We start from the raw sequence: 25,243 nt of genomic DNA on the forward strand, positions 1-25,243 counted from the left end.
CTTTTTATTTTTCTTGAAGTTTGTCATAATAATATTATTGTCTCAGTTTTCTTATACAAGGAGAGTTGTATTTATGTCGTTTTCATGGAAACGTTTCTTACAAATCGGGAAAATTGTCTTCCCATTTGTTGTATTAACAATTGTATTCTTTCAAGCAAAAAAAGAATTAGCGGGCATTTCTTTTTTAGAAGCGATTGATACAATTAAAAACATTCCAACTGGAGGAGTCTTTTTAGCAATTACACTTGGTGCATTCGCTGTATCAACAATGTTCTTTTATGACTATGTTATGCTTCGTTACTTAAAAGCTGATATCCCTGTCCAAAAGATTTTCCGTATCTCGTGGATTGCTAATACTTTAAATGGATTTATCGGGTTTGGTGGTCTTGTTGGAGCCGGCGTACGCACAATGCTTTATCGTCCATATATAAAAGAAAATGGAAAACTTATTAAAAGTATCGCTTGGATGACAACTGCCTTTATTAATGGATTAGCCATTCTTTCATTTCTTGGTCTCATCGGAATATTAGACACGAGATTTATTTTGCATGAAAAACCATGGCTATGGCCTGTTCTTATCTTCTTCGCTCTTTTCGTCCCTATATATATCGGATTTTCTAAATTAAAAAATAGAAAAGCGACGCAAACAGAGGAACAAGAAGAAGAGGAGAAAAAACCAACTGTTTTATACTCATTAGTTTCATTAGTCGAATGGGTATCTGCTGGTATTGTTATGTACGTCATATTACTATTATTTGGCATTGAAATCGAATTCCAAAAGTTTTTAGGCGTATATGTTATTGCTGCTTTAGCTGGTGTCGTTAGTCTTGTTCCTGGTGGCCTTGGATCATTTGATCTTGTCTTCTTAACTGGGCTTGGGCAATACGGCATCGATACAGGTGTTTTACTCCCTGCTATGTTATTATATCGTCTCGTCTATTACATCTTGCCCTTCTGCCTTGGTCTCATTTTTGCAGCTTTTGAAATGACAGGAGTAGCCATTAAAAAGTTTGAAGATAAACCTTTTATTGCGCCTGCATTAGAGACAACTGGTGTTATATGGACTTTGCAGCGTGACTTTCTAGGAAAGTTAGGTTCTTGGGCATCTGCTGCTTTAACAGTATTTGCTGGCTTAATGGTTATTTTATCAACCATTCTACCGACAAGTATAAATCGGGCACACGCCTTACATATTCTAGCTCCAAAACATCTTATTCAATTTTCTTTTAGCTTATCGCTAACATTCGGTATTCTCCTCCTCATTCTTTCGCGGGGGATATATTACGGAACAAAACGTTCTTATTATATGACGATTGTTTCTTTAATTGGAGCGGCTATTTTTAACACACTAAAAGGAATTGATGTTGAAGAAACTTTTATTTTATTAATCGTACTCGCTGTATTGTATATGCTTCGTAAAAGGTTTGTACGTGAGAAAATGGAAGTCTCACTTTCCGATATCGTAAAAGTTTTTATATTCCTACTTGTAACGTTATATTTATATAAAAACTTAGGTATTTTATTTGCAGGTGCAAAAGAAGCTTTCAAACCTGATTTTGTCGTTCGTAATATTACACAAGTGAAACGAAGTGCATTAGCAGCTGCCTTTTTTGTTCCTACTTTTTTACTAATTGGTTCACTCATTGCAAATCGTTATCGAAATGAATTTCCCGGGCAACCAGCTAATGATAAACGATTACAAAACTTCTTAGATGAACATGGTGGAAATGTACTTAGTCATTTAGGTTTTTTAGGAGATAAACAGTTCTTTTTCAGTAGTGATGGAAAAGCACTCATTCTCTTCTCAATAACTGGAAAACGACTTATTGTACTAGGTGATCCAATTGGGGACCCTTCCTCCTATCGTACTGTATTGCAAGAGTTTTTAGCTGAGGCTGATCGATTTGGATACATTTGTGTATTCTATCAAATTGAAAGTAAATGGATGAGTTTATACCACGATTTTGGTTATAACTTCTTTAAGCTTGGTGAAGAAGCTGTTGTTGATTTAAATACCTTTACAATAACAGGAAAGAAACGCGCTGGCATGCGAGCTACTTTCAACCGTTTTGAAAGAGAAGGCTATACATTCTCTATTCATGAGCCACCTTTCTCCGACGAATTATATGAAGAGTTAAGAAAAGTTTCAGATGCATGGCTTGGTGGAAAAAAAGAGAAAGGTTTTTCACTCGGATACTTCGATCGTGAATATATTAGTCGCGCTCCTATCGCAACATTATCTGATGCGGATGGAAAAATTATTGCATTCACAACATTCATGCCTGTATATCAAAACGGATCATTATCTGTCGATTTAATGCGATATTATCCAGATGCGCCTAGCGGCATTATGGACGCAATTTTCATCCACTTATTCCAGTGGGCAAAAGAAAATGAATACCACTCCTTTAATATCGGTATGGCACCACTTTCAAATGTTGGTTTATCCACACAGTCTTTCTGGTCTGAACGAGTGGCTGCTGCAATCTTTAATAACGTTCGTTATACGTATAGTTTCAGCGGATTACGACATTTTAAAGAAAAATATAAACCAGCATGGAGCGGTAAATATTTAGCATTTAGGAAGAATCATTCTTTACCAATTACAATGCTCTCTGTAACAAAATTAATAGGAAAAAGAAAAAACAGCTAAATTCTTAGCTGTTTTTTCTTTTTTGAACTTGTACAATAAATTCTTTTTCATACTTCTTACCATTTATATAGAAATTCCCCCACATTTTATACGTGCCCTCGGCAGGAAATGTAATTCGGTATTGTAATTGTTCATCCGTATCTACAGGCATAGCGTATAAAAAATTCTCCTTCGTTTCATCCACTATATAGAGTGACTCTACTTCTCCTCTCTCTGAATGTAATTTCAATTTTTCACCCTTTTTCGCTTGAAACTGAAATGTTAACGTAACTGGTTCATTCGGATGTAATGCACCAAATAAAAGAGAAACTTCATACTCTCCTATTTTTTTTGTAAGTACACTGTCGATTGGAAATTTCACTTTTTTCTTATTGTTCTCCTCTTTCGTTCTACCAAAATTCTTCCTAGCGAATGACTCTACGGACTTATTTTTGTCTTCGTATAAAAATATTGTATATTCTTCGTCTTTCGCTATTTTGGAAGATAACTTATATGACCCGTTCCCTGCAAATGTGGGTTTAATTTGTTGTATGTTTTTTAACTGTCCATCTACAATCACTGCCCGCATTTGATCATTTACACCACGAATTTCATTATTCTTGTTGTTTAACAACTGAAATACAATATCTACTTTCTCATTTCCCTTTCCATTCGAAACATCCCACTTTACTTCCTGAACATCTCCTACAGTCTCTTCGTTTTCTTGATATTTTTTTATGTAAAATCCTCCTGCCACAATAAGTACTAACGCAATAAGCCCGATGACAAGATTTTTCAAAACATCACCTACCATTTTTATTGTCTCTATTCATACAAAACTTCTTAAGATATATATTCTAGATTATGATTTATGAAATCCTCCTATTTTGCACATATTACAAATAATAAAAAGATTTTAATTGAAAGGATTCGTAGTGTATAATGCAAATGATATTGATTTCTATCAATACATTATAAGGAGGACTTTTTTATGAGTGTACATATCGAAGCAAAACAAGGTGAAATCGCTGAATCTATTCTATTACCTGGTGATCCATTACGTGCAAAATATATCGCTGAAACATTTCTAGAGGACGTTACTTGCTATAATAATGTGCGTGGTATGTTAGGTTTCACTGGAACTTATAAAGGAAAACGTGTATCTGTTCAAGGTACAGGTATGGGTGTTCCTTCTATTTCTATTTATGTAAACGAATTAATCCAAAGCTACGGAGTTAAAAATTTAATTCGCGTTGGAACTTGCGGTGCAATTCAAAAAGATGTAAAAGTTCGTGATGTTATTATCGCAATGACGGCTTGTACTGATTCTAATATGAACCGTTTAACATTCCCAGGATTTGATTTTGCACCAGCTGCAAACTTTGACCTTTTAAAGAAAGCTTATGATGCTGGAACTGAAAAAGGATTACACGTTCGTGTCGGTAACGTTTTAACAGCAGATGTGTTTTATCGTGAAAGCATGGACATGGTTAAAAAACTTGGAGATTACGGTGTATTAGCAGTAGAAATGGAAACAACTGCTCTTTACACATTAGCAGCGAAATACGGTGTAAATGCATTATCAGTATTAACAGTTAGCGATCACATCTTCACTGGCGAAGAAACAACATCTGAAGAGCGTCAAACTACATTTAACGAAATGATTGAAATCGCTTTAGATGCAGCAATTCAACAATAGTACACTAAAGAACTTGTCATACGTCTGGCGAGTTCTTTTTATGTGACTTTTTATAAATAACTACTTTATAAAGAGACAGATTTCTCCCCTCTACTTTCTTGTAACGTTTGTTATAATAAAGTGAAACTTTAATCAGTGGGGGTTTTTTCCATCCCCCACTGATTATTAGTTGAACCAATCGGATTTAACGGGCAATTGATCTCCCACTTAACTCCCTTGTATTCGCCGAATTTTGAAGTGGGAGTCTTATTGCCCGTTAAAGCGGGATAAAGAAATCATTTACAGTATTTCTCATAAGAGGTGACGCAGTGAAAAACAGAAGTATCGTCTTTAAACTATTTTTATTAACATCCACTTTATTTACAATCATATTCCTACTTTTTTTCCTAGGACAATCTCTATTTTTAGAGAAATTTTATATTAATAAGAAAGTAAAAACAGTCCAAACTGCTTTTGAAAAATTCGTAGATAATTATGATAAAAGTGATAAAAGTTATGAGAAGGTTAGAAAACTAAAACAAGAATTTCATGATAAAACAAATGCCGATATGCAGTTTTTAGATTCTAACGGTATTATTAAAAGTGATAACAATTACTATATCGATGTATTTAATCCCAACAATAATAAACAGTATTCCATTCCACTCAATAATCTTTTAACACCAGAAGAATATAATAAATTCGAAAATTTAGGTTTAAAAAAAGATGTAATAATCAATGTTGATGGAGTCGTGCAAGAGAATAATATAATCACACCACAAAAATTAGGAACGAATTATAATCAATGGCAAAACGAACATTTCTATTCGGATTTTCAATCAATTAATGGAAATCCTTCCAAGAATAGACTTGCGAGCCGATACAAATCTACAACTCGAATCGTCTTTACAGGTGTTATAACTAAGTTACAGCTCCCATCCAAAGCTGAGGTTCGCCTTGCAAATGATATTGAAACATTACAAGCCGTTCAATATTTTGCTGATATGATTAGAGAGGGCACTTCTAACTCGAACCAATTAAGTACTTTCATATTAGATGGCGGAGAAAATATAAAAAATAGTATCTTTGTAAAACCGATTATAGAAAATGGAAGGATTACAGAATATGCTTTTGCGATAGCATCTTTGCAGCCTGTTAATGAAGCGATGCTCGTTTTAAAAGATTATTATGTCTATGCCTTAATCATCGTGTTTCTCGTAATTATTTTGTTATCCTTCTACTACTCAAAAATTATTGTAAAGCCATTAATTAAAATAAATCGTGTTACAAAAAAAATGGCTAATTTTGATTTCAGCGAGAAATTACCTGTTACAGCTGACGATGAAATTGGCGGGCTTTCTGGCAGTATCAATACATTATCTGTAAATTTAAAAGATCGAATCGATCGATTAAATGTTGCTAATACAAAGTTACAACAAGATATTGAACGTGAACGTCAATTAGAAAAAACAAGAAAAGAATTCATTTCTGGCGTATCACACGAATTAAAAACACCGCTAAGTGTAATTAGAAGTTTTGCAGAAGGAATTAAAGATGGTGTTAGTAAGGATACTTCGTATTATACTGATGTTATTTTAGAAGAAACAGAAAATATGAACAGGCTGATTGTTGAAATGTTAGAATTAGCAAAGTTGGAATCTGGTACTTACAAACTAGATATGACGACGTTCTCAATCGGTGAATTAACGCAACAAGTCTACACAAAATTATTATTTAGCATGGAAGAAAAACATTTACAAGTGAACATCGATGCAGACCCTTCTATACTTGTTAAAGCAAATCGCAGTCGCATTGAACAAGTAGTTGTGAACTTACTAAGTAATGCAATCCGTTATACGCCAGAGGGAGAAAAAATACAAGTCTCCATTATAGAAGCAGAAGATACCGTAAAAGTCGAAATCGAGAATACAGGAAACCCTATCCCTGAAGAAAGCCTTGAAAAAATTTGGGATCGCTTCTATCGTCTAGATGCATCACGTAGCCGTCACACCGGAGGTACCGGTCTCGGATTATCTATTGTAAAAAACATTTTAGACCTCCATCATGCCGAGTATGGTGTGTATAATACGACTAACAGTGTTGTATTCTATTTCAATTTACAAAAAGTAAAAGAAGTCAAATAATTTGTCTTAATTTCACTAGGAGTTCACATGAAATTCACACTCTCCCTTTATAGTAAGAAACAAGTTAATCCTTTCCTTTACACATATAAAAGAGGAGAGTGCGTGAAATGAAACAAGCAGGACAACCTATTCAAAATGAAAAACAATTAGAAACTATCAAAAATATACTTTTACAATCTTCGAAACGCGATGGCTTATTATTCGTATTAGCTGTAAATTCTGGCTTAAAAGTAAGTGAAATCTTACAATTAAAAGTTAGTGATGTAATCGATGAAAATGAAAATGTTCGCCATTCCATTTTATTTTACAATGAAAAAGTGAAGAAACATAAATGGTTTGCTGTAAATGAAGACTTACAGCACGCAATCGAAGACTACATGAAAGAACGTAAAACTTGGAAACGTAATGAACCATTGTTAAAATCTCAAAAAGGAACAAAATCTATTACGAGACAACATGCATGGTACATTTTAAACAAAGCTGCAAAAGAAGTTGGATTAGAAGGGATTAGCTCACATACACTTCGAAAAACTTGGGGTTATTGTGCATACAAATCAGGTGTTGATATTGCGTTTTTACAACACTTCTTTGATCACAGTACTCCATCAAAAACTTTAAAGTATATCGGTATTGCTTAATAACTCTTATACATAAAAAAGGTTACCATTTTAAAATTTGGTAACCTTTTTTATATTTCATATTCTCTTTTCTTGTCTCTCCTATACTGTAGTGGTACTCTAATAATAAGGGGGAGAAATTATGAACACACTTACAATTGAATTACCAAAAGAAACGGCTGAAAAACTTGATTTATTAAAACAAGCTTATGAAAAGAAGACAGGTGCTTCTATCTCTGAGAGCACTCTCGTTCAAACACTTATCTCAAAAGAATTTATCCAAGCGATAACTCCTTTTGATTTACAACAATTCGTCAATGGAAAAGAACAGCATTAATCGCTGTTCTTTTTTTATCTCTATTTAAAATATATAAAGTTTTTTATATATTTTTAGAAAAACCATTGACAATGATAATGATAACCATTATCATTTATTATGAAGCCAACAATTGATGAATCAACCAAACGCTCAGTAACATTGTTACCCCTCTTTTTCATATAGAAAGGCACTGTACATTCCCCCTGTTTGTACAGTGCCTTTCTTGTTTATTATCATTCAAAAAAATTTAATTGCTCCGGCTTCGGCTCACCATATGTAATGTTCATCATTTTCATAAGCTGTTTCGCATTATCTGCTGCATCCCCACCTGAATTGTTGTTAAACAGTACGTATATATCCTTTGTTTTCTTTTTTAATTGCTCTAGTCGTTCAACCCATTCTTCCAGTTCTTTATTGTTGTAGCGATATAAACAGCGAACCGCTCTCCAATTTTCCCCTTTATCAAGCCAACCATGAACATTTCGACCGTGAAAACGTATTAATGCCATGTCTGAATTCGTAACCTCTAACACGAGTGGCACAGAACCTATCCCAGCCTGTGGTTCATCACAAATTGTATGAATCCATTTCTCCTGTTCTAGAAACTGTAACGTCTTATCTCTCATTTCTGGATAAAACCATGTTTGATTTCGAAATTCTATTGCACATGGTAAACCTTCCATTTTTTCTTTCGTATATCGAAGAAAATCTACATTTTTCTTTTTGCAATCAAACCATGGTGGATATTGAAATAAAATTGTTTTTAATTTATCAGCTTCTATTAAAGGAAGAATAGACTGTTTATACACATCAAACATCTCATCGAACGTAGAAAAAGGAATTTCACCTTTCATATGTCCTGTCATTCCTTGATACGCTTTTACGACAAAAGAAAAATCTTTCGGCGTTTCCATTGCCCATTTTATATAATTTCGTGCAGGTTGCATCGCGTAAAATGAACTATCCACTTCCACAATAGGAAAATACTCGCTATATGTTCGTAATTTATTTCTATTTTCATAGGGATTTATGTATAAAGAATCATGATCTCCCCATCCTGTCACTCCAATAAACAGCACATATACCCCTCCCTTTTAACTTCATCTTCAATTCACTTTCCAAACACTTTGCATCATGTAGCCTTTTCTTTAAGAGTATCCTTATAAAAATATGATATACTATATGGAAGAATTTTTAAAATGAGGGGTTATTTATTTATGCTTCCAAACGATGCTACTGTATCTCATGAAAAACGAATTGAAGAACTAGAAAATAAAGTACGTTTTTATGAAGAACTTGTGAATCAATTACCACATCATTTCACATACAAAAATCCACATATTGGTTTACGAATAAAGAAAACTAGAACGACTCATTCCATTCAAGAAATACCAAAAGAGAATAAAGAGGCTCATTTTCAACTTACTTGTGATTCATTATTTTTATTTGAACAACTTGAAAAACACTTTGTACATATTTTTGATGCCTTTTCACATCATGTAACCTTTATCGATAGTAACGGGAATATTACTTTATGTAATCAAGTTGCTGCAGATGATTTCGGTATAATACGAAATGATATTATCGGAAAACCGATTCAACAATTACTAAACTTGCCGGAAGAAAAAATTAAAGCAATTGAAACATTAAAAACGGGAACAGAAATATATAATGAAGAAGTTTTAGACAAAAACTATGGCATTATAAATAACCGAATTATTCGCGATTATAACGGGGAGATTTTTAGAGTTATTAGTGTCTTTCATTATTTAAATACAGAACGTGATGCAGAGAAGTTTTCGTTAGCAGGGCGAATCGCAGCTGGAATTGCACACGAAGTACGAAATCCTCTTACAACAGTACGAGGATACTTACAATTTTTACAAGAAAGCATTTCTCCATCAAATAAAGAGTTATTTAAAAACTTGCTTATCCCTGAATTAGATCGTGCAAATAATATTATTACAAAATTTTTAGCCATTTCAAAAACACGGGAATTTACAAGAGAACCGTTTCCCATCAATACATTTTTACGTGACTATATTCAACAGTTACTAGCTAGTGAAGTTTCCTTGCATAATATTTCAATTGATTATAACTTCTCTAATGAATTAGATGATATTTTAGTCAATATTGATCGACATGAACTTGTTCAAGTGTTTTTAAATCTATTTCAAAATGCCGTCGATGCTCAAGGCGACAAACCTCTTTCTATTCAAATTACTAGTTATCGCCTTAATAACTTCATTCGGATTACTTTCACAGATAATGGAATTGGTATTCCTCCAGCTATTCAAGAATATATCTTTGATCCATTCTTCTCAACGAAGGATTCGGGAACAGGACTAGGCTTGTCAGTAACAAAAAAAATCATCCAAAATCATAACGGCACATTAAAAATGACTAGTAATGAAGATGGTACAACTTTCACTATTTCAATTCCAATCTTACCTAAAACAACCATTGAAAAATTAAATCAATGTAAATAAAGGACTAATCCACGAACTACATGCCAATTGTTAAACACTCCCAACAATTAGCATGTAGTTTTTTATGTTGCACTTTTCTTCTTTACATTATATAAACCTTTCTCTATATCTTACTTATTTCTTTCGTAGGTGGGCCAATTTCTTATTTTTTTTAGAAATGGTAGTTTGTCCATCACGAATTTAGTATAAATTTCATTTTAATATATAGTAATGACTGATGATTCTATGAAAGAAAAGAATGAAAAGATGAACAATAAAAATAAAGGAAAAGTATTTTATGGTAATAATTGTTGCGAAGTAAGAGCATGTAACCATATTAACATCCCTAAGTCAGAACTTACAGAATTTGTTAGACTTCTTCAAGCTCTTGGTCAAGCTATTCTAGTTCAATATGGATTTGGTTGCCTAGGCGGAGGAACTACGGGGACTACTGGTGCTCAAGGGCCTCAAGGCGCTCAAGGACCTCAAGGCGCTCAAGGACCTGCGGGCGATACAACTGCGACACTATCTGTCTTCCGAATTTACTAACCACAATTTCCGAAAATATTTTGGGAGGACTAAGCACATTTATAAGTAATAGATGTGATTTTGATTGTCTATTAAATCTCTCTTTTAATAAAAAGGAGCACTTGTTTGGGAGGATAAGTGCTCCTTCTTTACGTTTCTTTACCTCAAATTTACTCTATCTTAATCCTCATTTTGTATGATAAATAATGAAGTCAAAGATATGAAAGAGGGATGAAAAATGAGAGTTATGTCACCGATACGCATTTGGATTGCTCTTATGGTATGCATTATTTTATGTGTAGGATTTTTTTTAACTCTAAAATATTCCACTATTTCAAAAGCAGATAGAAAAACTGTTCCATACAAAATTTTGTATACGAAACAAAACAACATCCTTTATTCCAATTCCACAAATAATGAAAAAAAAGTTATAAAAGGAATGCTTATTACGGAAGCTCCTAGTTACGAAACTCTACTTCAAATTGCTGAAACGATTAAAGATCAATATACAAATAAAGGAATTGATGAAATCACGCTGTCTATCCATAATGAAAATAATGGTAGTTATGAAGAAGAATTACCATACGAACCGATTAGTAAAGGAACAATAATCATCACATACGATTCCCACTCCTTTGGCAGTACGAACATTACTCTTAATGAATAGTAGCATTTACCTCACAAATTATGAGCACACTTTATTTTTCACATGAAAAAGAGGCGAATAACGAAATTCGCCTCTTTTTTTACCATAATGATGGAATCCACTCTTTCACTTTATTAAACCACTCTTGCTGTTCTTTTTTCCTTTGTTGTTCTTCTTCTTGCCTTTTCTTTTCTTCTTCTTTTCTTCGCTTTTCTTCTTCAATTGTTTGCAATTGTTTTTTATAGTCCGCCTCAGATATTAACGATAATTGGAACGCTTTTTGGGCTGGGTTTGCATTTGCTTTTTTCATGATATCCCGGAACATCGTCGTTGTAATTTGACTACCACCTGGAACATAATGCTCGCTATCTGTTTTGTCATATCCTACCCAAATCGCACCTACTAAATCTGGTGTGTATCCTACAAACCACGAGTCCTTTGCCCCTACGCTCGGGCCATTTACAAGTTGAGTAGTCCCTGTCTTTCCTGCTGTATCAACATTAGTAACTTTCGCTTTTCCACCTGTTCCCTTTTCTACAACACCTTTTAATAAATACGTCATCTTTTGAGCAATTTTCTCACTCGTCACTCGTGTCTCTTTCTTATACCATTTCCCTATTATTTCCCCTTCAGCATTTTGAACTTCTCTAATCGCATGAGCCTCTACTTGAACCCCATCATTAGCAAATGTACTATATGCTTGAGCCATTACAAATGGTGATGTCCCTACATGCATCCCACCTAAAGCAATTGGATACGTACGGTCTTCTGGTACTAATGGAATACCAAATCGCTCTAAAGATTTCAATCCTTTATCTAATCCTATTTGTTCTAATAGCCACACAGCGGAAACATTATACGACTTTGCTACCGCTTCATACATTGTCACATTACCATGAAAAGCCTGATCACTATTTTTCGGTTCATATTCTTTAATATGAAATGGTTCATCCTTTAATATATCGTATACTTCATACCCTTGTTCTAAAGCGGGTACATATACAGCTAGAGGCTTTAATGTTGAACCTGGCTGTCTTTTTAATTGCGTAGCATGATTAAATTGTAAAAACTGATATGGTCCTCTACCCCCAACTAAAGCTGGAACACCGCCTGTTTTGGGATTTATAAGGACTACACCTGTTTGCATAAGTTGATCTGAGCCACTATCTTTGAAATAGCTATCATTATTCACAACATCTTCTACAGCTTGTTGTTTTTTCGGATCAAGCTCAGTATAAATACGATAACCACCTGCTAAAATTTCATTTTGTGTCAATTCGTATTTGTCCATCGCTTCTCTAACAATATAGTCTACATATTGAGAATATTTTCCCTTGTATTTATCATCCACACCACGTTTTAATACAAGACCACTCTCTTTTTCTTTATTATACTGTTCGTCAGAAATATACCCTTGCTCTTTCATTAAGCTTAATACGACATTACGTCTTTCAATTGACTTGTTAAAGTTTTTATAAGGTGAATATGCAGATGGTGCTTTAATCAAGCCTGCAATCGTTGCAGCTTCTGAAATTGTTAAATCTTTTACATCTTTATCAAAATAAGATTTTGCTGCCCTTTTTATACCCCAAGCACCTTCCCCAAAATAAATTTGATTCATATACATTTCAATAATTTCATCTTTTGTATAAGTACGTTCTATTTTTTTTGTTAAAAAGTATTCCTTTATTTTACGAGAAAATGTACGATCTTGTGTCAGAAATACATTCTTCGCAAGCTGCTGTGTAATTGTACTTCCCCCAGCTACAACTTCTCCTGCTGTAATATTTTTAAAAACCGCACTTATAATTCCACTATAATAAATACCATGATGGTTAAAAAATTCCTTATCTTCTACTGCAACAATTGCCTGAACCATAATATCAGGAATATCTTTTCTTTTAACGCCTTCTGTTTTCGAAGAAGCTAATTTAGTTGCGACCTCATTATTTGCATCATAAATTAAAGTCGGTTGTGGAACAGCTTGTTTTAGTTCAGATATGTCTTGAATGGAAATTATTATATTTACAGCAATAAATAGAGTAACGAATACACTTCCCAATACAATTAATGAATTACGAAGTTTCTTCCTCTTATTGAACCACTCAAGCATTTTTTTAAAATGAGTGTTCTTCAATTTCATTCGTTCACTTCCTTCATTTATTTACACTCTTCTTTTTAAAAGGAAGAATATACCGCCTTTTAAATTTATTATAATAACGTAGTCATTCCTATAGTGTAAAGCTTTTCTTTTACATTCATACTTTTTGCAAGAAAAGGACATTCTACAAGTAAGATATTCACTATTGGATATTAATATTATTAATAGAACAACGAGAGTTATGTTAAGTTTTTGTAAACTTTTCGATAAAATGTTTTAAAAAACGACAGTTTTTTGTTAGAATTGATTAGCCAATATATTTTACATATATTACTTTTGTGGGGGTAACAATAATGGTCTTTAAATCAAAAAAAGATAAATTTTCTGAAATGTTAATGAATGTTTCCGAAAATTTAAAAGAAGGCGCGCAGTTTTTCGTGGAGTATAAAATTAAAAATGCTAGCGATTTAAAAGAGTTTTCTATGCGCATGAAAGAGTATGAGTCAAAAGGTGACTCATTTATTCACGAAATCATTATGGAGTTAAACAAAGCGTTTATCACTCCGATTGAACGTGAGGACATCCTACAACTTGCAATGAGTATGGATGATGTATTAGACGGATTAGATCACAGTGCTGGTCTGTTCGAAATGTATTCTATTACAGAAGCAGATGAATACATGATTAAATTCGTAGAAGCAATTAATCAATGTGCGATTGAGATTGCAAACTCTGTTGAATTAATGTCTAACAAAAAATTAGTCGACATTCGTACAAATGCGATTAAGATTAAGGATTATGAATCACAGTGTGATGATATTCGCCGTCATGCGATTAAGAACTTATTCTCTCGTGAAAAAGATCCGATTAAGATTATTCAATTTAAAGAGATTTACGAAGAGCTTGAAGAAGTAGCTGATAGCTGTCAAAGCGTTGCAAACGTATTAGAAACAATTATTATGAAGAACGCGTAAGGAGTTTGATCATGGATACACTCTTGATACTGACCGTTTTAGTAGTCATTTGCGCTTTAGCTTTTGACTTTATCAATGGATTTCACGATACAGCAAACGCTATTGCAACGGCTGTTTCAACGAAAGCTCTAAAGCCTAGACATGCCATTATTATGGCGGCTATTATGAACTTTTTGGGCGCAATGACATTTACAGGTGTAGCAAAAACGATTACAAAAGATATCGTTGATCCATTCGCCTTACAAAATGGTTCTCTTGTAATTTTAGCTGCTTTGCTTGCGGCGATAGCTTGGAACTTAATTACTTGGTACTACGGTATTCCAAGTAGTTCTTCGCATGCAATTATCGGCTCAATCGCAGGTGCAGCAATTGCGGCCGCTGGGATTAGCTCGCTAAATCTTAAAGGATTTATTAAAATTATTGAAGCTTTAATCATTTCACCGATTATCGCTTTCGTTATTGGTTATACCGTATACAGTATTTTTAAAGTAGTATTTAAAAACTTTAACTTAACGAAAACGAATAAGAACTTCCGTATATTCCAGATTTTCACTGCAGCATTACAAGCCTACACACACGGTACGAATGATGCACAAAAAGCAATGGGAATCATTACGATGGCTCTTATGGCTAATAACTATCATACTTCTAGCGATATCCCGTTCTGGGTACAATTATCTTGTGCTATCGCAATGGGGCTTGGTACTTCTGTCGGCGGATGGAAAATTATTAAAACTGTCGGTGGACAAATTATGAAAATTCGTCCTGTAAATGGTGTAGCTGCCGATTTATCATCATCACTTGTTATTTTCGGTGCAACATTCATTCACTTACCGGTTAGTACGACGCACGTTATCTCTTCTTCTATTTTAGGGGTTGGTGCTTCTCACCGTGTGAAAGGGGTAAAATGGGGAACTGCAAAACGCATGTTAATTACATGGGTTATTACACTTCCTATTTCAGCTTCTTTAGCTGCTCTGTTTTACTACCTATTACATTTTGTTTTCTAATCAAAAGTCGTCTTCCTTATTTTTCTAGGAAGACGACTTTTTTGTGAACAAGCCTATTTCTCATTAAAAAGCGTGTATAATAATTGGTGGATAAGTTATTTAGAGGAGTTGGCAATTTTGGAATACATCATGTTACTTTTCATCGGACTAATCGCCGGAACAGTCGGCAGCCTAGTTGGGCTTGGAGGCGGAATTATTATTGTTCCGTTATTAATTGGATTACACAGTTTATCACCACAACTTGCAGTAGGGACTTCTATGGTAACAGTCGTTTTCACAGGACTATCTTCCACCCTTACTTACATGAAGCATAAGCGAGTAGATTATAAAAGTGGACTTATTTTATTTATCGGAAGCGGCCCTGGTGGTATTATCGGATCATGGGCAAATAAATTTTTAAACCAAGACACATTTTCTTTATACTTTGGGATTTTCCTTATATTCGTCTCAATTCTACTTATGCTTCGAGACAAATTAAAACCTCTTTCCCTCTCAAATACGTCTGTAATTAAGCGTTCTTTTACAGATAATGATGGAAATACTGTACACTACCAATTCCCACCGTTTCTTGCTATCTTTATCGCCTTTATAGTTGGGTTTATATCTGGATTATTTGGAATTGGTGGCGGTGCCTTACTTGTTCCAGCAATGATGCTTCTTTTTGCATTCCCAGCACATATTGCAGTAGCAACTTCAATGTTCATCGTATTTCTATCAGCAATTGTAAGTTCTGCAACTCACATCTCACTTGGAAATGTCAGCTGGATTTATGCATTAATCCTGATTCCGGGTGCATGGATTGGCGGAAAAATCGGGGCTTACATTAATACAAAACTAAGTGGTAACGCCGTAATTAATTTATTACGTATTACGTTGATTATTCTTGGAACTAGATTAATCATTATTTCCCTTTTATAACGTATTCTTTTTAGAATGCGTTTTTCTTATACACATGAATATAAAAATCCTCCGAGGAGAACAAATAAAATTAAACAAACACATAATAACATATAATTTGAAATATGTACTTTCTTCAAGTTGACCACTCCTATAACTGCGACTGTTATCTTTATGATAGCGAAAAAATAGTTCACTTGCAGTTACAGAGTGCTAACAATGCAAAATCAATTATTACAAATTTTATCCTTATATTTCATTTCTTTGTATATTCTATCGATTTAATAAAAAAAGATGTCATATTGACATCTTTTTTAATGAAGAAGTGACCACCCCATGAAGTCTTCATGTACTTGGCACGCCCTCTTATCGTTTCGATCATATAATTCAGCATAGCTATCTGTTTCTTCATCATAAGCCATCGTATAAATAATTTGGCCGTCTACTTCAACGGATAAAACGACTCCACCTTTCATCTCTTCTACATGAATGATAGCATTCGCCGGAATTCTCATATCCGTCATTCTCATCGCATCTAACAATATACTAAACCCCCTACAGCGTATTCATTGCTAGTACTATTACACACTAAATAGTATACTACTGTAATAGCATACATTTCGTCAATGAAATTGCTGTTGAAATAGCATATTGTCTATATACATATACGCTAAAATAGAAGAAATAGAAACATATTAATGGGGGGCTAACATTGATTCTACACAAAGGAGATGTACTATTCCGTCAAGGCGAGGACGGTCCTTTATACTTTATAAAAACAGGCTTATTAAAAGTAGTTCGGCTAGAAGAAGACGGAACACCATTTTTATTCAACATTATCGTTCCAGGTGAAACGATACCTCATCATTCTTTAATTTCACCTAAAGAATATCACGGTACAGCTATCGCTTTAATAAAAACAGAAGTGGAACCGATCACTAATAGTGAATGGTACGAGAGACTTCAAGCAAATCCCGAATCGTATGCTAACATCGCTATGCAATTGCAATCTAAATTAAGAATGATGCAACAACGAATTGATCAATTGACAACCGTCTCTCCGAAAGAACGTCTTCATCGTTTACAAGAATGGTTCGCCCTATATTTAGGTGACATTCCTATATATGAAATATTAACACAAACCGAAATTGGTCAACTGATAGGTATACGTCGTGAAACAGTAAACCGTTTATTACGAGAACAAATAAAAAACGAGGTAAAATAAATACCTCGTTTTTTTGCTTATTGTAAGCTTGTTGCTGGGCCGAAAAATTCATAATGAATATGCTCTTGTTTCACACTTAAATCAGTTAGTGCAGCATTTATATGCTTCATAAATGCTACTGGACCACAGAAATAAAACTCTGCTTCAGTTGTCGGAATAATAGTTTTTAACCATTCACTTTCAATGAAACCTTCTTTATCAAAGTTCTTCATTTCTAAATCTTTTTCAGTCGGTGCAGAATAACAAGTATATGCTTTAACTTGTTCATATTCATTTTCTACTGTCTTAACGTGTTCTTTCATTGCATGTGTATTACTATTTATTGCTGCATGAACAAAATATACATTACGTTTTGAATCTTGTTCAATTAACGTATTTAACATACTCATCATCGGTGTAATCCCTACTCCACCACTAATTAGTACAACTGGTAATGTTGAATCCATATTTAACACGAAATCTCCCGCTGGTGCACTTACTGGTAAAACATCTCCTTCTTTTACATGTTCATGTAAGTAATTAGACACTTTACCGTCTGGTGTATCTACACCTTTTTCTTTTTTTACACTAATACGATAATATTCTTTCCCAGGAGCATCGGATAAACTATATTGACGATTATGTGTATATGTCTCACCTTCAATATTGATTTGAATCGTTACATATTGACCTGGGATGAATGAAGAAACTTTCCCTCCATCTTCAGGTTTCAAATAAAATGACGTAATAACATCGCTTTCCTTCACTTTTTTAACAATCACAAAGTTGCGGAAGTCTTTCCATCCACCTTCTTTATGTGCAGCTTCTTCATACATCTCTGCTTCAATGCTAATGAATGCATCAGCAATGACACCATATGCTTCTCCCCATGCATTTAAAACTTCATCAGGTGCACCTGCGATCTCTTTAATGGCACGTAGTAAACATGTACCTACAATCGGGTAATGCTCTGCTTTAATACCTAAACTTCTATGCTTATGACCAATTTGTTTTACAACTGGAATAATAGCTTCTAAATTATCAATGTACGTTGCAGCTGCATAAACAGCATTCGCTAACGCTTGTTGTTGTCTTCCCTTTTTCTGATTTGTATGGTTGAAAATATTCAATAACTCCGGATGTTCCGAAAATAAAATTTCATAAAATCTCGTTGTAATTTCAACGCCTTTTTCTTGTAATAATGGTACTGTTGACTTTACGATTTCAATTGTTTTTGCACTTAACATTGTATCCCACTCCTCTATTTCCTTAACTGTTTTTAGTTTAACTGAATCTTATAATGCAGATTGTGATTTTAATCACTATTAACACGGTGTTTTTGTGAATAATATATGAACATTGTATTTACAAAAGAAAATAAGCTAACTAGAATTCTAGCTAGCTTATTATTTTGTTTGTATAGCTTGTTCAATTACTTTTATATCTTTCCCATCGCCAAACTCCGTATATCCCCAGATATTCGTTTCACCTCTATATTTATTTACGATAATATCCAAGTCATGATATACACGGTGGGCATACACTACATACTCAATATTTTGAAGTTCCACACCTTTTTTTACAATTTCATAGCTTCTATTTACATCACGTTTTATTTTTTCATTCTTTATTTCTGTATGTATATTTTTTAACGATGATTCTTGTTGTTGAAACCATTGCTTAAATTGATTCCAATCCCCGTCTGTATAATTCTCTGCTTTACCGTAATTTAAGAAATTATTATAGCTTTCATGTGTCATTCGAATAAAATTTAGCACTTTTGTCTCTTCTTGCACATCTTCTATTTGAGCTATTGTATTTACCTCAGCAGGCTTATTCGCATAATGTAACAGCACTTTCATAAGACTATAGCTTGCAATGATCATCACGATAATAATCCCGAATACACTTAACAATTTCTTCATATACAGAACTCCTTCTCTACTAAAAATATTACAATGTATGACTATACTTGTAACTTTCTCTCGTAGAAATATAATTCCTGTATAAATTCTTCCTATCATTTCGACAATATTTTTCTATACATTTCTCGTTGACAAATGTTCTTGTAAAACAATATATCCTTCATAAGCTGTGTAACCGAGTATAGCCATTAATCCAATATAACAAGCAAATACTGTCCATTTCGTTTTCGCATCCACTTTATAATAGTTTTCTTGTTGTTCCTTTTCTGTTTTCCATTCATTTAATTTTCTTTCTGACGCTTCAAATGCTTCCCTTATGTGAATTGTATACTCATCTTTTTCATCTTCATATGGAACATAATCTAACGGTTCGAACTTCGGTAAAAGATACTCTAACACTTCCATTTTTTGAAGTTCACCTATTTGTAACTCTTTTTCCCGTTCTCTTTGTCTTAATGCATTCATCTCATGATGCATCACGTATATAGTCCGATGTACAGCACCCGTTTCTTTTAATTCCTCTTCAAGCCTAGTAACATATTCTTTCATCCCATCAATTTTATGCCCTAATTCCTTAATCGGCTCATCTCTCTTTATTACTCTATATAACTCCATACAACCGATAATAACAATAAATCCTCCCAAAATACTTTTAAAGTAAATTGAATAGCCAAGTAATAAAATAAGGCCTGCTCCCCAAATTTTAGTACTGACAACTGAAATAATTCGCCCACCATCTAGCGGCGAAACGGGAATTAAATTAAAGAAATTAATCATACTTCCAAGCAAAATAACAAGCGCCCAAAATGGCTCTTTCGTCATTATATAAAGCGGTATCGCGGGTAAAAATGACAGAAGTCCGAAAAGCGGACCCATATAGGCAATGTAAGCTTCATCTTTCGCATTTTTCGGCATCTCTTTCATTCCAATAAGGGCCCCCATAAATGGAATAAAGATTGCTGGCGATGTTGGGATCCCCTTTCTTTTCGCAGCCCATAAATGGCCCATTTCATGAACAAACAACAAATAAATGAGCGCCACTCCAAATTTCCAACCATATAGAACTGCGTATGCGCCAAGCGATAGAAACATACTAAATACCGTTGAAAACTTTGCTAATTTAAAAATTGCAAATACCCACTTTAACTTAGACAGTAAAAATAGACCTATCGCAACAATAATTCCCCATAATCCTTTTTTATTATTTTTCATATTCCTCTCCTTTATCTCTCATTAATGAATCATATTCATTCATTAAAGCTTGTTCTTTTCTCTATTATGACATATTTTTTTCTATTGTTAGAAATAATGTTTATATAATCCATTTTCAGCCAAAAATATAAATAAAAGGAGGTGTAAAAAAATGAATTTACAATCTCTTATAATAGGTGCTCTATCGTTTTTAGCTTCAACTCTTATTTTTTATACCGTTAGTTACGTATTATTATTAGATTTGTTGCCCAATCACGTATTTATTGCCCTTGTCATCCTTTCCGCTCTTATGATTTCTTTTCTTATTACACGAAAATCAATGAATGAGCCATCTGCAAAAGCAAAGTAATAGAGAGGGGTGCTTTCCCCTCTCTATTATCATTTCCTAGGAAAGGTCATATAGATTTGACGAGTTTATATTCATTCCAATCCGTAAGGGCTAATTAAAGTCTCACTTTATCTTTGAAAATTCATTTTTTCACCATAATCTTTAACAATCTGAATTATATTTTGAAACACACCTATTTTTTCTTTTTTACTGTTTAATATTTTCAAATCATAACTTTCGTAATATGTTTCTAATGATTTTAATTGTGATTCTGAAGCGCTTTTTATCGGAACAGTAGCATGTAATTCATATTGCTTATACCCTTCCTTTACTTTTTCACCTAAAATCATTTCACTCTCTTTTGCTCCAATTAATTTTTGAACTTTTTCTGGAAAATTGAGTTGCAAATAATATTCTTGCTCCTTCACTAACTTATTGTATAGTGATTGTGAAATCGTATACCGTACCGTATAATTCACGTTTTGATCGCCTGTTTTAATATGAAACGCGGTAATCTGCAAATCTTTTTTTGTTACTTCCGTTAAAGGGCTTACCTGCATCTCATCTTCTTTTTGTTCTGAGACATTTGGAAATATATCCAAAAGCTTTTCCGTATCTTTTTCATTCAACATATACATAGCTTTCTTATATTGCACCCATCCTCGTCTATCTTCTCCCCTTAACCATGCATAATAAGTTTCTTTTTTCCCATCTCTACTAATTTGTATTTCATATTCAGGTTCACCGAAGCTTCCTGTTATTTCTTGTTTCTCAGCTTTATTCAAAATGTCTATTACTAACTTCGCTTCTGATTCCTGCAACTTTTTCTCTTTATGTTTTTTTTGTATAACGGTTATCCCTATTGTTTCTTTCACTTCATTCACCGTCTCTTCTACTTTTTTTGTTTCTTTTTTCGGTTCAACTTGACCACAAGCTGCTAGTAACATAACAAACAACAACACCAATACATATTTCCCTTTCAAATTAATCCTCCTCTTACGATAAGAAATCCTTATAATCTTCATACATAAAACAAAAACGTGACATCCTATTAAATACGCTATACTAATCATTGAAAGGAGGTCTTTATCATGTCCATTAATTTTCATGATGAAAATAATAAGTACACATATGCAACAAGAAACGCTCATATTTCTTGGGCTGAAATGGTAAAAAACATTACAGAAATACAAAACAAGCAAATAATTGATATCGGCTGTGGTGGTGGGATTTATACGAAAGAACTCGCTCTTATGGGAGCCAATAATGTTGTGGGACTTGATTTTTCAAAAGAAATATTACAAGCTGCAAAAGAAAATTGTAACAACTTTTCAAACATTTCATTCATCCACGGTGATGCACATAATATCCCATACCCTAATGAAACATTCGACATAGTTATTTCGCGTGCAGTTATTCATCATTTACAAGACATTCCTACATTTTTACGTGAAGCTTCTCGTATATTAAATAAAAACGGTGTACTTATTTTACAAGATCGAACAATTGAAGATTGTACAATTCCAGGAAGTCCCGAACACATTCGCGGATATTTTTTCTCTCTATTTCCAAAACTTATTGAAATAGAGTCAAAAAGACGTCCAAAAACCAACACTATACAGACAGAATTACAAAAACATTCTCTTCATGTACTTCCCACACAAACACAATGGGAAATACGAAAAATACATGATTCTGTAGAAACATTATTGCAAGATTTATCTCCTCGAACAGGTCGATCCATTCTATATGAGTTAACAGATGATGAACTTTCTCAACTTCTACAACATATACAGACCGCATTACAAAACGTCTCTCCTATTATTGAAAGAGATCGATGGACAATTTGGAGCGCCATGAAGTTGTAAGGAAGGAAGCCTCACAAAATAATGTGAGGCTTCCTTTCTTTCATAATCTAATTTTGCAACACTCTTGATATCCTCCACTTCTGGCCTGTGCACTTCCACACTTCGGACATACTAAATATCTAGACTGATTTGTCAACAAACTACCTTTTTGAAAGAGTAAAACTTCTGCTTGTTTAAACGAACGCGAATAATATAACCACATAAAACCAATTATAGCAATAATGCCAAATAATACTCCCATCGCAAGCATTTCAGTCACCTCTTTTGGTTTGTTCTTTCCAGCAAGTGGATTGTTGTATTATTCTCTATAAATTCAAACAATCCCTTCTTCACTCCTATAAATATCAATTTTCTCTATAAAATTTACAATTCTCCGCAAATTTTCACTCCCATTTTACAATTCATCATTTCCTTTACAACAACGAATATCACTTTCGATATTTCCGTATATAAATATATCTTTCAAAAAACATATTGACTTTCTAAAAAAAACATGCAACAATACTGTCAGAATACTTGAATAAAAATTCATTGACGAGAACGAGTACGTTATAGAACTGTTCCCCAGAGAGTTGGCGATTTGCTGAAAGCCAACGTTCAGCGCGTAACCGAAAATCATCTCCGAGAAGTAGAACCGAATGTTACAGTAAGTTCTTACCGGCCGTCCCCCGTTACAAGGAACACGTATCATGTTGTACGTTGCAAAGCCGTATACATATAGATTTATTTCTACATGTGTAAATTAGGGTGGTATCGCGGGTAAATATAACTCGTCCCTTTCTTTAGGGACGAGTTTTTTGTGTTCTTACAAATGAATTTAAAAAAGGAGGAAAAACAATGAACACTGTATCAAAAAAACATATTTTTTTCACGGGTCTTATGCTATTTTCTTTATTTTTTGGGGCAGGTAATTTAATTTTCCCTCCCATGCTTGGCCAAAATGCAGGTGAAAACTTTTGGCCAGCAATGATTGGATTTTTACTAACAGGAGTTGGCTTACCACTACTAACTGTTATCGCAATTTCTCTATCTGGAAATGGAATGCAGCAACTTGCAAGTCATGTTCATCCATTATTCGGAATTTTCTTTACAGTAATTGTATACATTGCTATCGGTCCATCTATGGGCATCCCACGTGTTGCAAATGTCGCTTATGAAATGGGTGTTAGTTCTTTCTTACCAGAAACAATCCGCTCTAGCAGCCTAGTGCTATTTGTATATACAATCATCTTCTTTACTATCGTATTTTGGCTGAGTTTGAATCCATCTAAACTTGTTGATCGTATTGGAAATGTATTAACACCTATTTTATTACTCTCTATTTTCTTATTGTTTGTTAAAAGTGTATTTACACCACTTGGGCAATCAGGACCAGCAATGCAAGAGTATCAAACTTCTCCAATCTTCAAAGGCTTTATGGAAGGCTACTTAACAATGGACACTATTTCAGCACTTGCATTCGGAATTATCGTTGTAAATGCAATTCGCTCTAAAGGTGTGAATGATCGTAAGTCCATTGCCATCGCCACAGCAAAAGCAGGGCTTATTGCCGCTACAGGGCTCGTACTTGTATACGGTGCACTCGGCTGGCTTGGGGCAACTAGCGTCTCGCTCGGATATGCAAAAAATGGCGGACAGCTACTTACTGTTATCGTACAACAATTATTCGGTCCATACGGTTTGCTCCTATTATCTCTTATCGTTACACTCGCTTGTTTAACGACATGCGTTGGACTCGTATCTGCGTGCAGCCAATATTTTTCAACATTATTGACTACATTTTCATACAAAACGTTCGCGAGTATCATTTGCGCATTAGGATTACTAGTTGCCAACTTAGGTTTAACGAAAATTATCGCAATCTCTGTTCCAATTCTACTTGTTGTGTATCCAATTGCGATTGTACTCGTACTACTATCATTACTTCATAAATACTTCGGTGGATATCGCTCTGTTTATGTAGGTGCTTTAATTGGAGCAGCTGTAGTGAGCGTATTTGATGGATTAAAACAAGGTGGTATTTCAGTTTCATTTATCACACCATATTTTGAATTTATCCCTTTATATAATGAAGGAATCGGCTGGCTAATACCAGCATTAGCAGGAGCTCTTATTGGTCTTGCAATGGCTAAGTTAAGCGGTACGAAAAAAGTTCCATTAGTAACCGAATCTCACGAAGTAAAAGCCTCCTAAAAAAACTCCCAAAAGGGAGTTTTTTTACATTTGATACGCAGTATGATTAAAACTGCTTATTTTATAAGCCTTCGTATAATATTCAATATTCGTATCAACTGTTTCTACCTTGACAACATCATAGTGCTCTTCTTGCTTTACTAAAAATAAATAGTATTCCTCTGTAGCCTCAATAATCGCAATTTTATCTGTTTCAACATTATATTGTTCACAAAGCGCTTGTAATGCGTTCACATAATCCCCTAATTTTTTAGACTTATCCATTCCGAATATAGTTTGAACTAACATATACATTCTCCCCTTTATATGTACTGTTAACACCTCAATGATAACGCTTACATTATTTATCGTCAATAAAAACATTCAATAGTTTTAACGCCAAATCTATATTGTATCGAGCCAATAATCAGCGAGGAATTCCCCGCCAATTAAAGTTTCACTTTATCCCGCATTAACTGCCCGTAAAAGCCCGATTGGTGAGGGCTGATAATCAGTGGGG

Annotated in this window: 25 protein-coding genes and 1 other annotated feature; of the genes, 15 read left to right on the forward strand and 10 right to left on the reverse strand. The window is 33.9% G+C overall.

What is annotated here, in order from left to right; all coding sequences use genetic code 11:
- The first annotated feature begins 73 nt into the window (after positions 1–73).
- Complete coding sequence (gene mprF / locus AB6801_RS04895; protein WP_097998918.1) at positions 74–2,653, forward strand: bifunctional lysylphosphatidylglycerol flippase/synthetase MprF; 2,580 nt, start codon at positions 74–76, stop codon at positions 2,651–2,653.
- A gap of 4 nt (positions 2,654–2,657) precedes the next feature.
- Here the strand turns inward: mprF and AB6801_RS04900 are convergent, their stop codons facing one another.
- Positions 2,658–3,446 carry a hypothetical protein gene (locus AB6801_RS04900; protein WP_000232610.1) on the reverse strand — a complete coding sequence of 263 codons (789 nt, stop codon included), beginning with the start codon at positions 3,444–3,446 and terminating at the stop codon, positions 2,658–2,660.
- 177 nt (positions 3,447–3,623) lie between these two features.
- On the opposite strand from AB6801_RS04900, the gene deoD reads away from it, so the two are divergent.
- The 4 genes from deoD (at position 3,624) to AB6801_RS04920 (ending at position 7,408) form a co-directional block, all read left to right on the forward strand.
- Positions 3,624–4,331 carry a purine-nucleoside phosphorylase gene (gene deoD, locus AB6801_RS04905; protein ID WP_000110707.1) on the forward strand — a complete coding sequence of 236 codons (708 nt, stop codon included), beginning with the start codon at positions 3,624–3,626 and terminating at the stop codon, positions 4,329–4,331.
- A 308-nt stretch (positions 4,332–4,639) separates the two neighbouring features.
- A complete protein-coding gene (locus AB6801_RS04910; protein WP_000797507.1) occupies positions 4,640–6,454 on the forward strand; it encodes a sensor histidine kinase in 1,815 nt (604 codons plus the stop codon).
- A 107-nt stretch (positions 6,455–6,561) separates the two neighbouring features.
- Positions 6,562–7,092 (forward strand): tyrosine-type recombinase/integrase, encoded by a 531-nt coding sequence (locus AB6801_RS04915; RefSeq protein ID WP_000806236.1) that lies wholly within the window; start codon positions 6,562–6,564, stop codon positions 7,090–7,092.
- A gap of 121 nt (positions 7,093–7,213) precedes the next feature.
- Positions 7,214–7,408: a DUF3924 domain-containing protein gene (locus tag AB6801_RS04920; RefSeq protein WP_001094860.1), complete on the forward strand. Its 195-nt coding sequence runs from the start codon at positions 7,214–7,216 to the stop codon at positions 7,406–7,408.
- A gap of 215 nt (positions 7,409–7,623) precedes the next feature.
- On the opposite strand, the gene AB6801_RS04925 is transcribed toward AB6801_RS04920, so the two are convergent.
- Positions 7,624–8,469, reverse strand: coding sequence for a DUF72 domain-containing protein (locus AB6801_RS04925; protein ID WP_000897354.1), 846 nt, complete (start codon positions 8,467–8,469; stop codon positions 7,624–7,626).
- A gap of 138 nt (positions 8,470–8,607) precedes the next feature.
- Here AB6801_RS04925 and AB6801_RS04930 point away from each other — a divergent pair, with 138 nt between their 5' ends.
- The 3 genes from AB6801_RS04930 (at position 8,608) to AB6801_RS04940 (ending at position 11,053) form a co-directional block, all read left to right on the forward strand.
- Positions 8,608–9,879 carry an ATP-binding protein gene (locus tag AB6801_RS04930; RefSeq protein ID WP_097998917.1) on the forward strand — a complete coding sequence of 424 codons (1,272 nt, stop codon included), beginning with the start codon at positions 8,608–8,610 and terminating at the stop codon, positions 9,877–9,879.
- Between the two features lie 225 nt (positions 9,880–10,104).
- Positions 10,105–10,407: a hypothetical protein gene (locus AB6801_RS04935; protein WP_114159488.1), complete on the forward strand. Its 303-nt coding sequence runs from the start codon at positions 10,105–10,107 to the stop codon at positions 10,405–10,407.
- A gap of 217 nt (positions 10,408–10,624) precedes the next feature.
- Positions 10,625–11,053 (forward strand): hypothetical protein, encoded by a 429-nt coding sequence (locus AB6801_RS04940; protein ID WP_001265588.1) that lies wholly within the window; start codon positions 10,625–10,627, stop codon positions 11,051–11,053.
- A gap of 79 nt (positions 11,054–11,132) precedes the next feature.
- On the opposite strand, the gene AB6801_RS04945 is transcribed toward AB6801_RS04940, so the two are convergent.
- Positions 11,133–13,175: a transglycosylase domain-containing protein gene (locus tag AB6801_RS04945; RefSeq protein ID WP_000769234.1), complete on the reverse strand. Its 2,043-nt coding sequence runs from the start codon at positions 13,173–13,175 to the stop codon at positions 11,133–11,135.
- A 311-nt stretch (positions 13,176–13,486) separates the two neighbouring features.
- Between AB6801_RS04945 and AB6801_RS04950 the strand changes: the two genes are divergently transcribed.
- From AB6801_RS04950 to AB6801_RS04960, 3 genes are all read left to right on the forward strand, one after another.
- Positions 13,487–14,107: a DUF47 domain-containing protein gene (locus AB6801_RS04950; protein WP_000231449.1), complete on the forward strand. Its 621-nt coding sequence runs from the start codon at positions 13,487–13,489 to the stop codon at positions 14,105–14,107.
- An 11-nt stretch (positions 14,108–14,118) separates the two neighbouring features.
- Positions 14,119–15,117 carry an inorganic phosphate transporter gene (locus tag AB6801_RS04955; RefSeq protein WP_000380273.1) on the forward strand — a complete coding sequence of 333 codons (999 nt, stop codon included), beginning with the start codon at positions 14,119–14,121 and terminating at the stop codon, positions 15,115–15,117.
- Positions 15,118–15,234: 117 nt separating this feature from the next.
- Positions 15,235–16,035 carry a sulfite exporter TauE/SafE family protein gene (locus AB6801_RS04960; protein WP_000455762.1) on the forward strand — a complete coding sequence of 267 codons (801 nt, stop codon included), beginning with the start codon at positions 15,235–15,237 and terminating at the stop codon, positions 16,033–16,035.
- Positions 16,036–16,328: 293 nt separating this feature from the next.
- On the opposite strand, the gene AB6801_RS04965 is transcribed toward AB6801_RS04960, so the two are convergent.
- Positions 16,329–16,556 (reverse strand): hypothetical protein, encoded by a 228-nt coding sequence (locus tag AB6801_RS04965; protein ID WP_000883009.1) that lies wholly within the window; start codon positions 16,554–16,556, stop codon positions 16,329–16,331.
- Between the two features lie 170 nt (positions 16,557–16,726).
- Here AB6801_RS04965 and AB6801_RS04970 point away from each other — a divergent pair, with 170 nt between their 5' ends.
- Positions 16,727–17,239 (forward strand): Crp/Fnr family transcriptional regulator, encoded by a 513-nt coding sequence (locus AB6801_RS04970; RefSeq protein WP_000600581.1) that lies wholly within the window; start codon positions 16,727–16,729, stop codon positions 17,237–17,239.
- Between the two features lie 17 nt (positions 17,240–17,256).
- Here the strand turns inward: AB6801_RS04970 and hmpA are convergent, their stop codons facing one another.
- From hmpA to AB6801_RS04985, 3 genes are all read right to left on the reverse strand, one after another.
- Positions 17,257–18,465 (reverse strand): NO-inducible flavohemoprotein, encoded by a 1,209-nt coding sequence (gene hmpA / locus AB6801_RS04975; RefSeq protein WP_000947317.1) that lies wholly within the window; start codon positions 18,463–18,465, stop codon positions 17,257–17,259.
- A gap of 159 nt (positions 18,466–18,624) precedes the next feature.
- On the reverse strand, positions 18,625–19,143 hold the full coding sequence (locus AB6801_RS04980; protein ID WP_000735526.1) for a hypothetical protein: 519 nt from the start codon (positions 19,141–19,143) through the stop codon (positions 18,625–18,627).
- Between the two features lie 114 nt (positions 19,144–19,257).
- Positions 19,258–20,355 (reverse strand): site-2 protease family protein, encoded by a 1,098-nt coding sequence (locus tag AB6801_RS04985; RefSeq protein WP_097998915.1) that lies wholly within the window; start codon positions 20,353–20,355, stop codon positions 19,258–19,260.
- A gap of 151 nt (positions 20,356–20,506) precedes the next feature.
- On the opposite strand from AB6801_RS04985, the gene AB6801_RS04990 reads away from it, so the two are divergent.
- Positions 20,507–20,704 (forward strand): hypothetical protein, encoded by a 198-nt coding sequence (locus AB6801_RS04990; RefSeq protein ID WP_001053356.1) that lies wholly within the window; start codon positions 20,507–20,509, stop codon positions 20,702–20,704.
- A 107-nt stretch (positions 20,705–20,811) separates the two neighbouring features.
- Here the strand turns inward: AB6801_RS04990 and AB6801_RS04995 are convergent, their stop codons facing one another.
- Positions 20,812–21,666, reverse strand: a complete 855-nt coding sequence (locus tag AB6801_RS04995; RefSeq protein ID WP_053512842.1) for a YhfM domain-containing protein — start codon at positions 21,664–21,666, stop codon at positions 20,812–20,814.
- Positions 21,667–21,774: 108 nt separating this feature from the next.
- Between AB6801_RS04995 and AB6801_RS05000 the strand changes: the two genes are divergently transcribed.
- Positions 21,775–22,551 carry a class I SAM-dependent methyltransferase gene (locus AB6801_RS05000; RefSeq protein WP_000026286.1) on the forward strand — a complete coding sequence of 259 codons (777 nt, stop codon included), beginning with the start codon at positions 21,775–21,777 and terminating at the stop codon, positions 22,549–22,551.
- A gap of 40 nt (positions 22,552–22,591) precedes the next feature.
- Here the strand turns inward: AB6801_RS05000 and AB6801_RS05005 are convergent, their stop codons facing one another.
- Entirely contained in the window at positions 22,592–22,801 is a 210-nt protein-coding gene (locus AB6801_RS05005) for a hypothetical protein (RefSeq protein WP_000880630.1), read from the reverse strand.
- A 272-nt stretch (positions 22,802–23,073) separates the two neighbouring features.
- Positions 23,074–23,332: a binding site (T-box leader), on the forward strand.
- Positions 23,333–23,388: 56 nt separating this feature from the next.
- On the opposite strand from AB6801_RS05005, the gene brnQ3 reads away from it, so the two are divergent.
- On the forward strand, positions 23,389–24,744 hold the full coding sequence (gene brnQ3, locus AB6801_RS05010) for a branched-chain amino acid transport system II carrier protein BrnQ3 (protein WP_001099140.1): 1,356 nt from the start codon (positions 23,389–23,391) through the stop codon (positions 24,742–24,744).
- A gap of 24 nt (positions 24,745–24,768) precedes the next feature.
- Here the strand turns inward: brnQ3 and AB6801_RS05015 are convergent, their stop codons facing one another.
- Entirely contained in the window at positions 24,769–25,107 is a 339-nt protein-coding gene (locus AB6801_RS05015; protein ID WP_002061028.1) for a DUF3922 domain-containing protein, read from the reverse strand.
- Positions 25,108–25,243: the final 136 nt, after the last annotated feature.

Origin of the sequence: Bacillus sp. RCC_6_1 (assembly GCF_041360755.1) — a bacterium.
In the GTDB taxonomy this organism is placed as follows: domain Bacteria; phylum Bacillota; class Bacilli; order Bacillales; family Bacillaceae_G; genus Bacillus_A; species Bacillus_A cereus.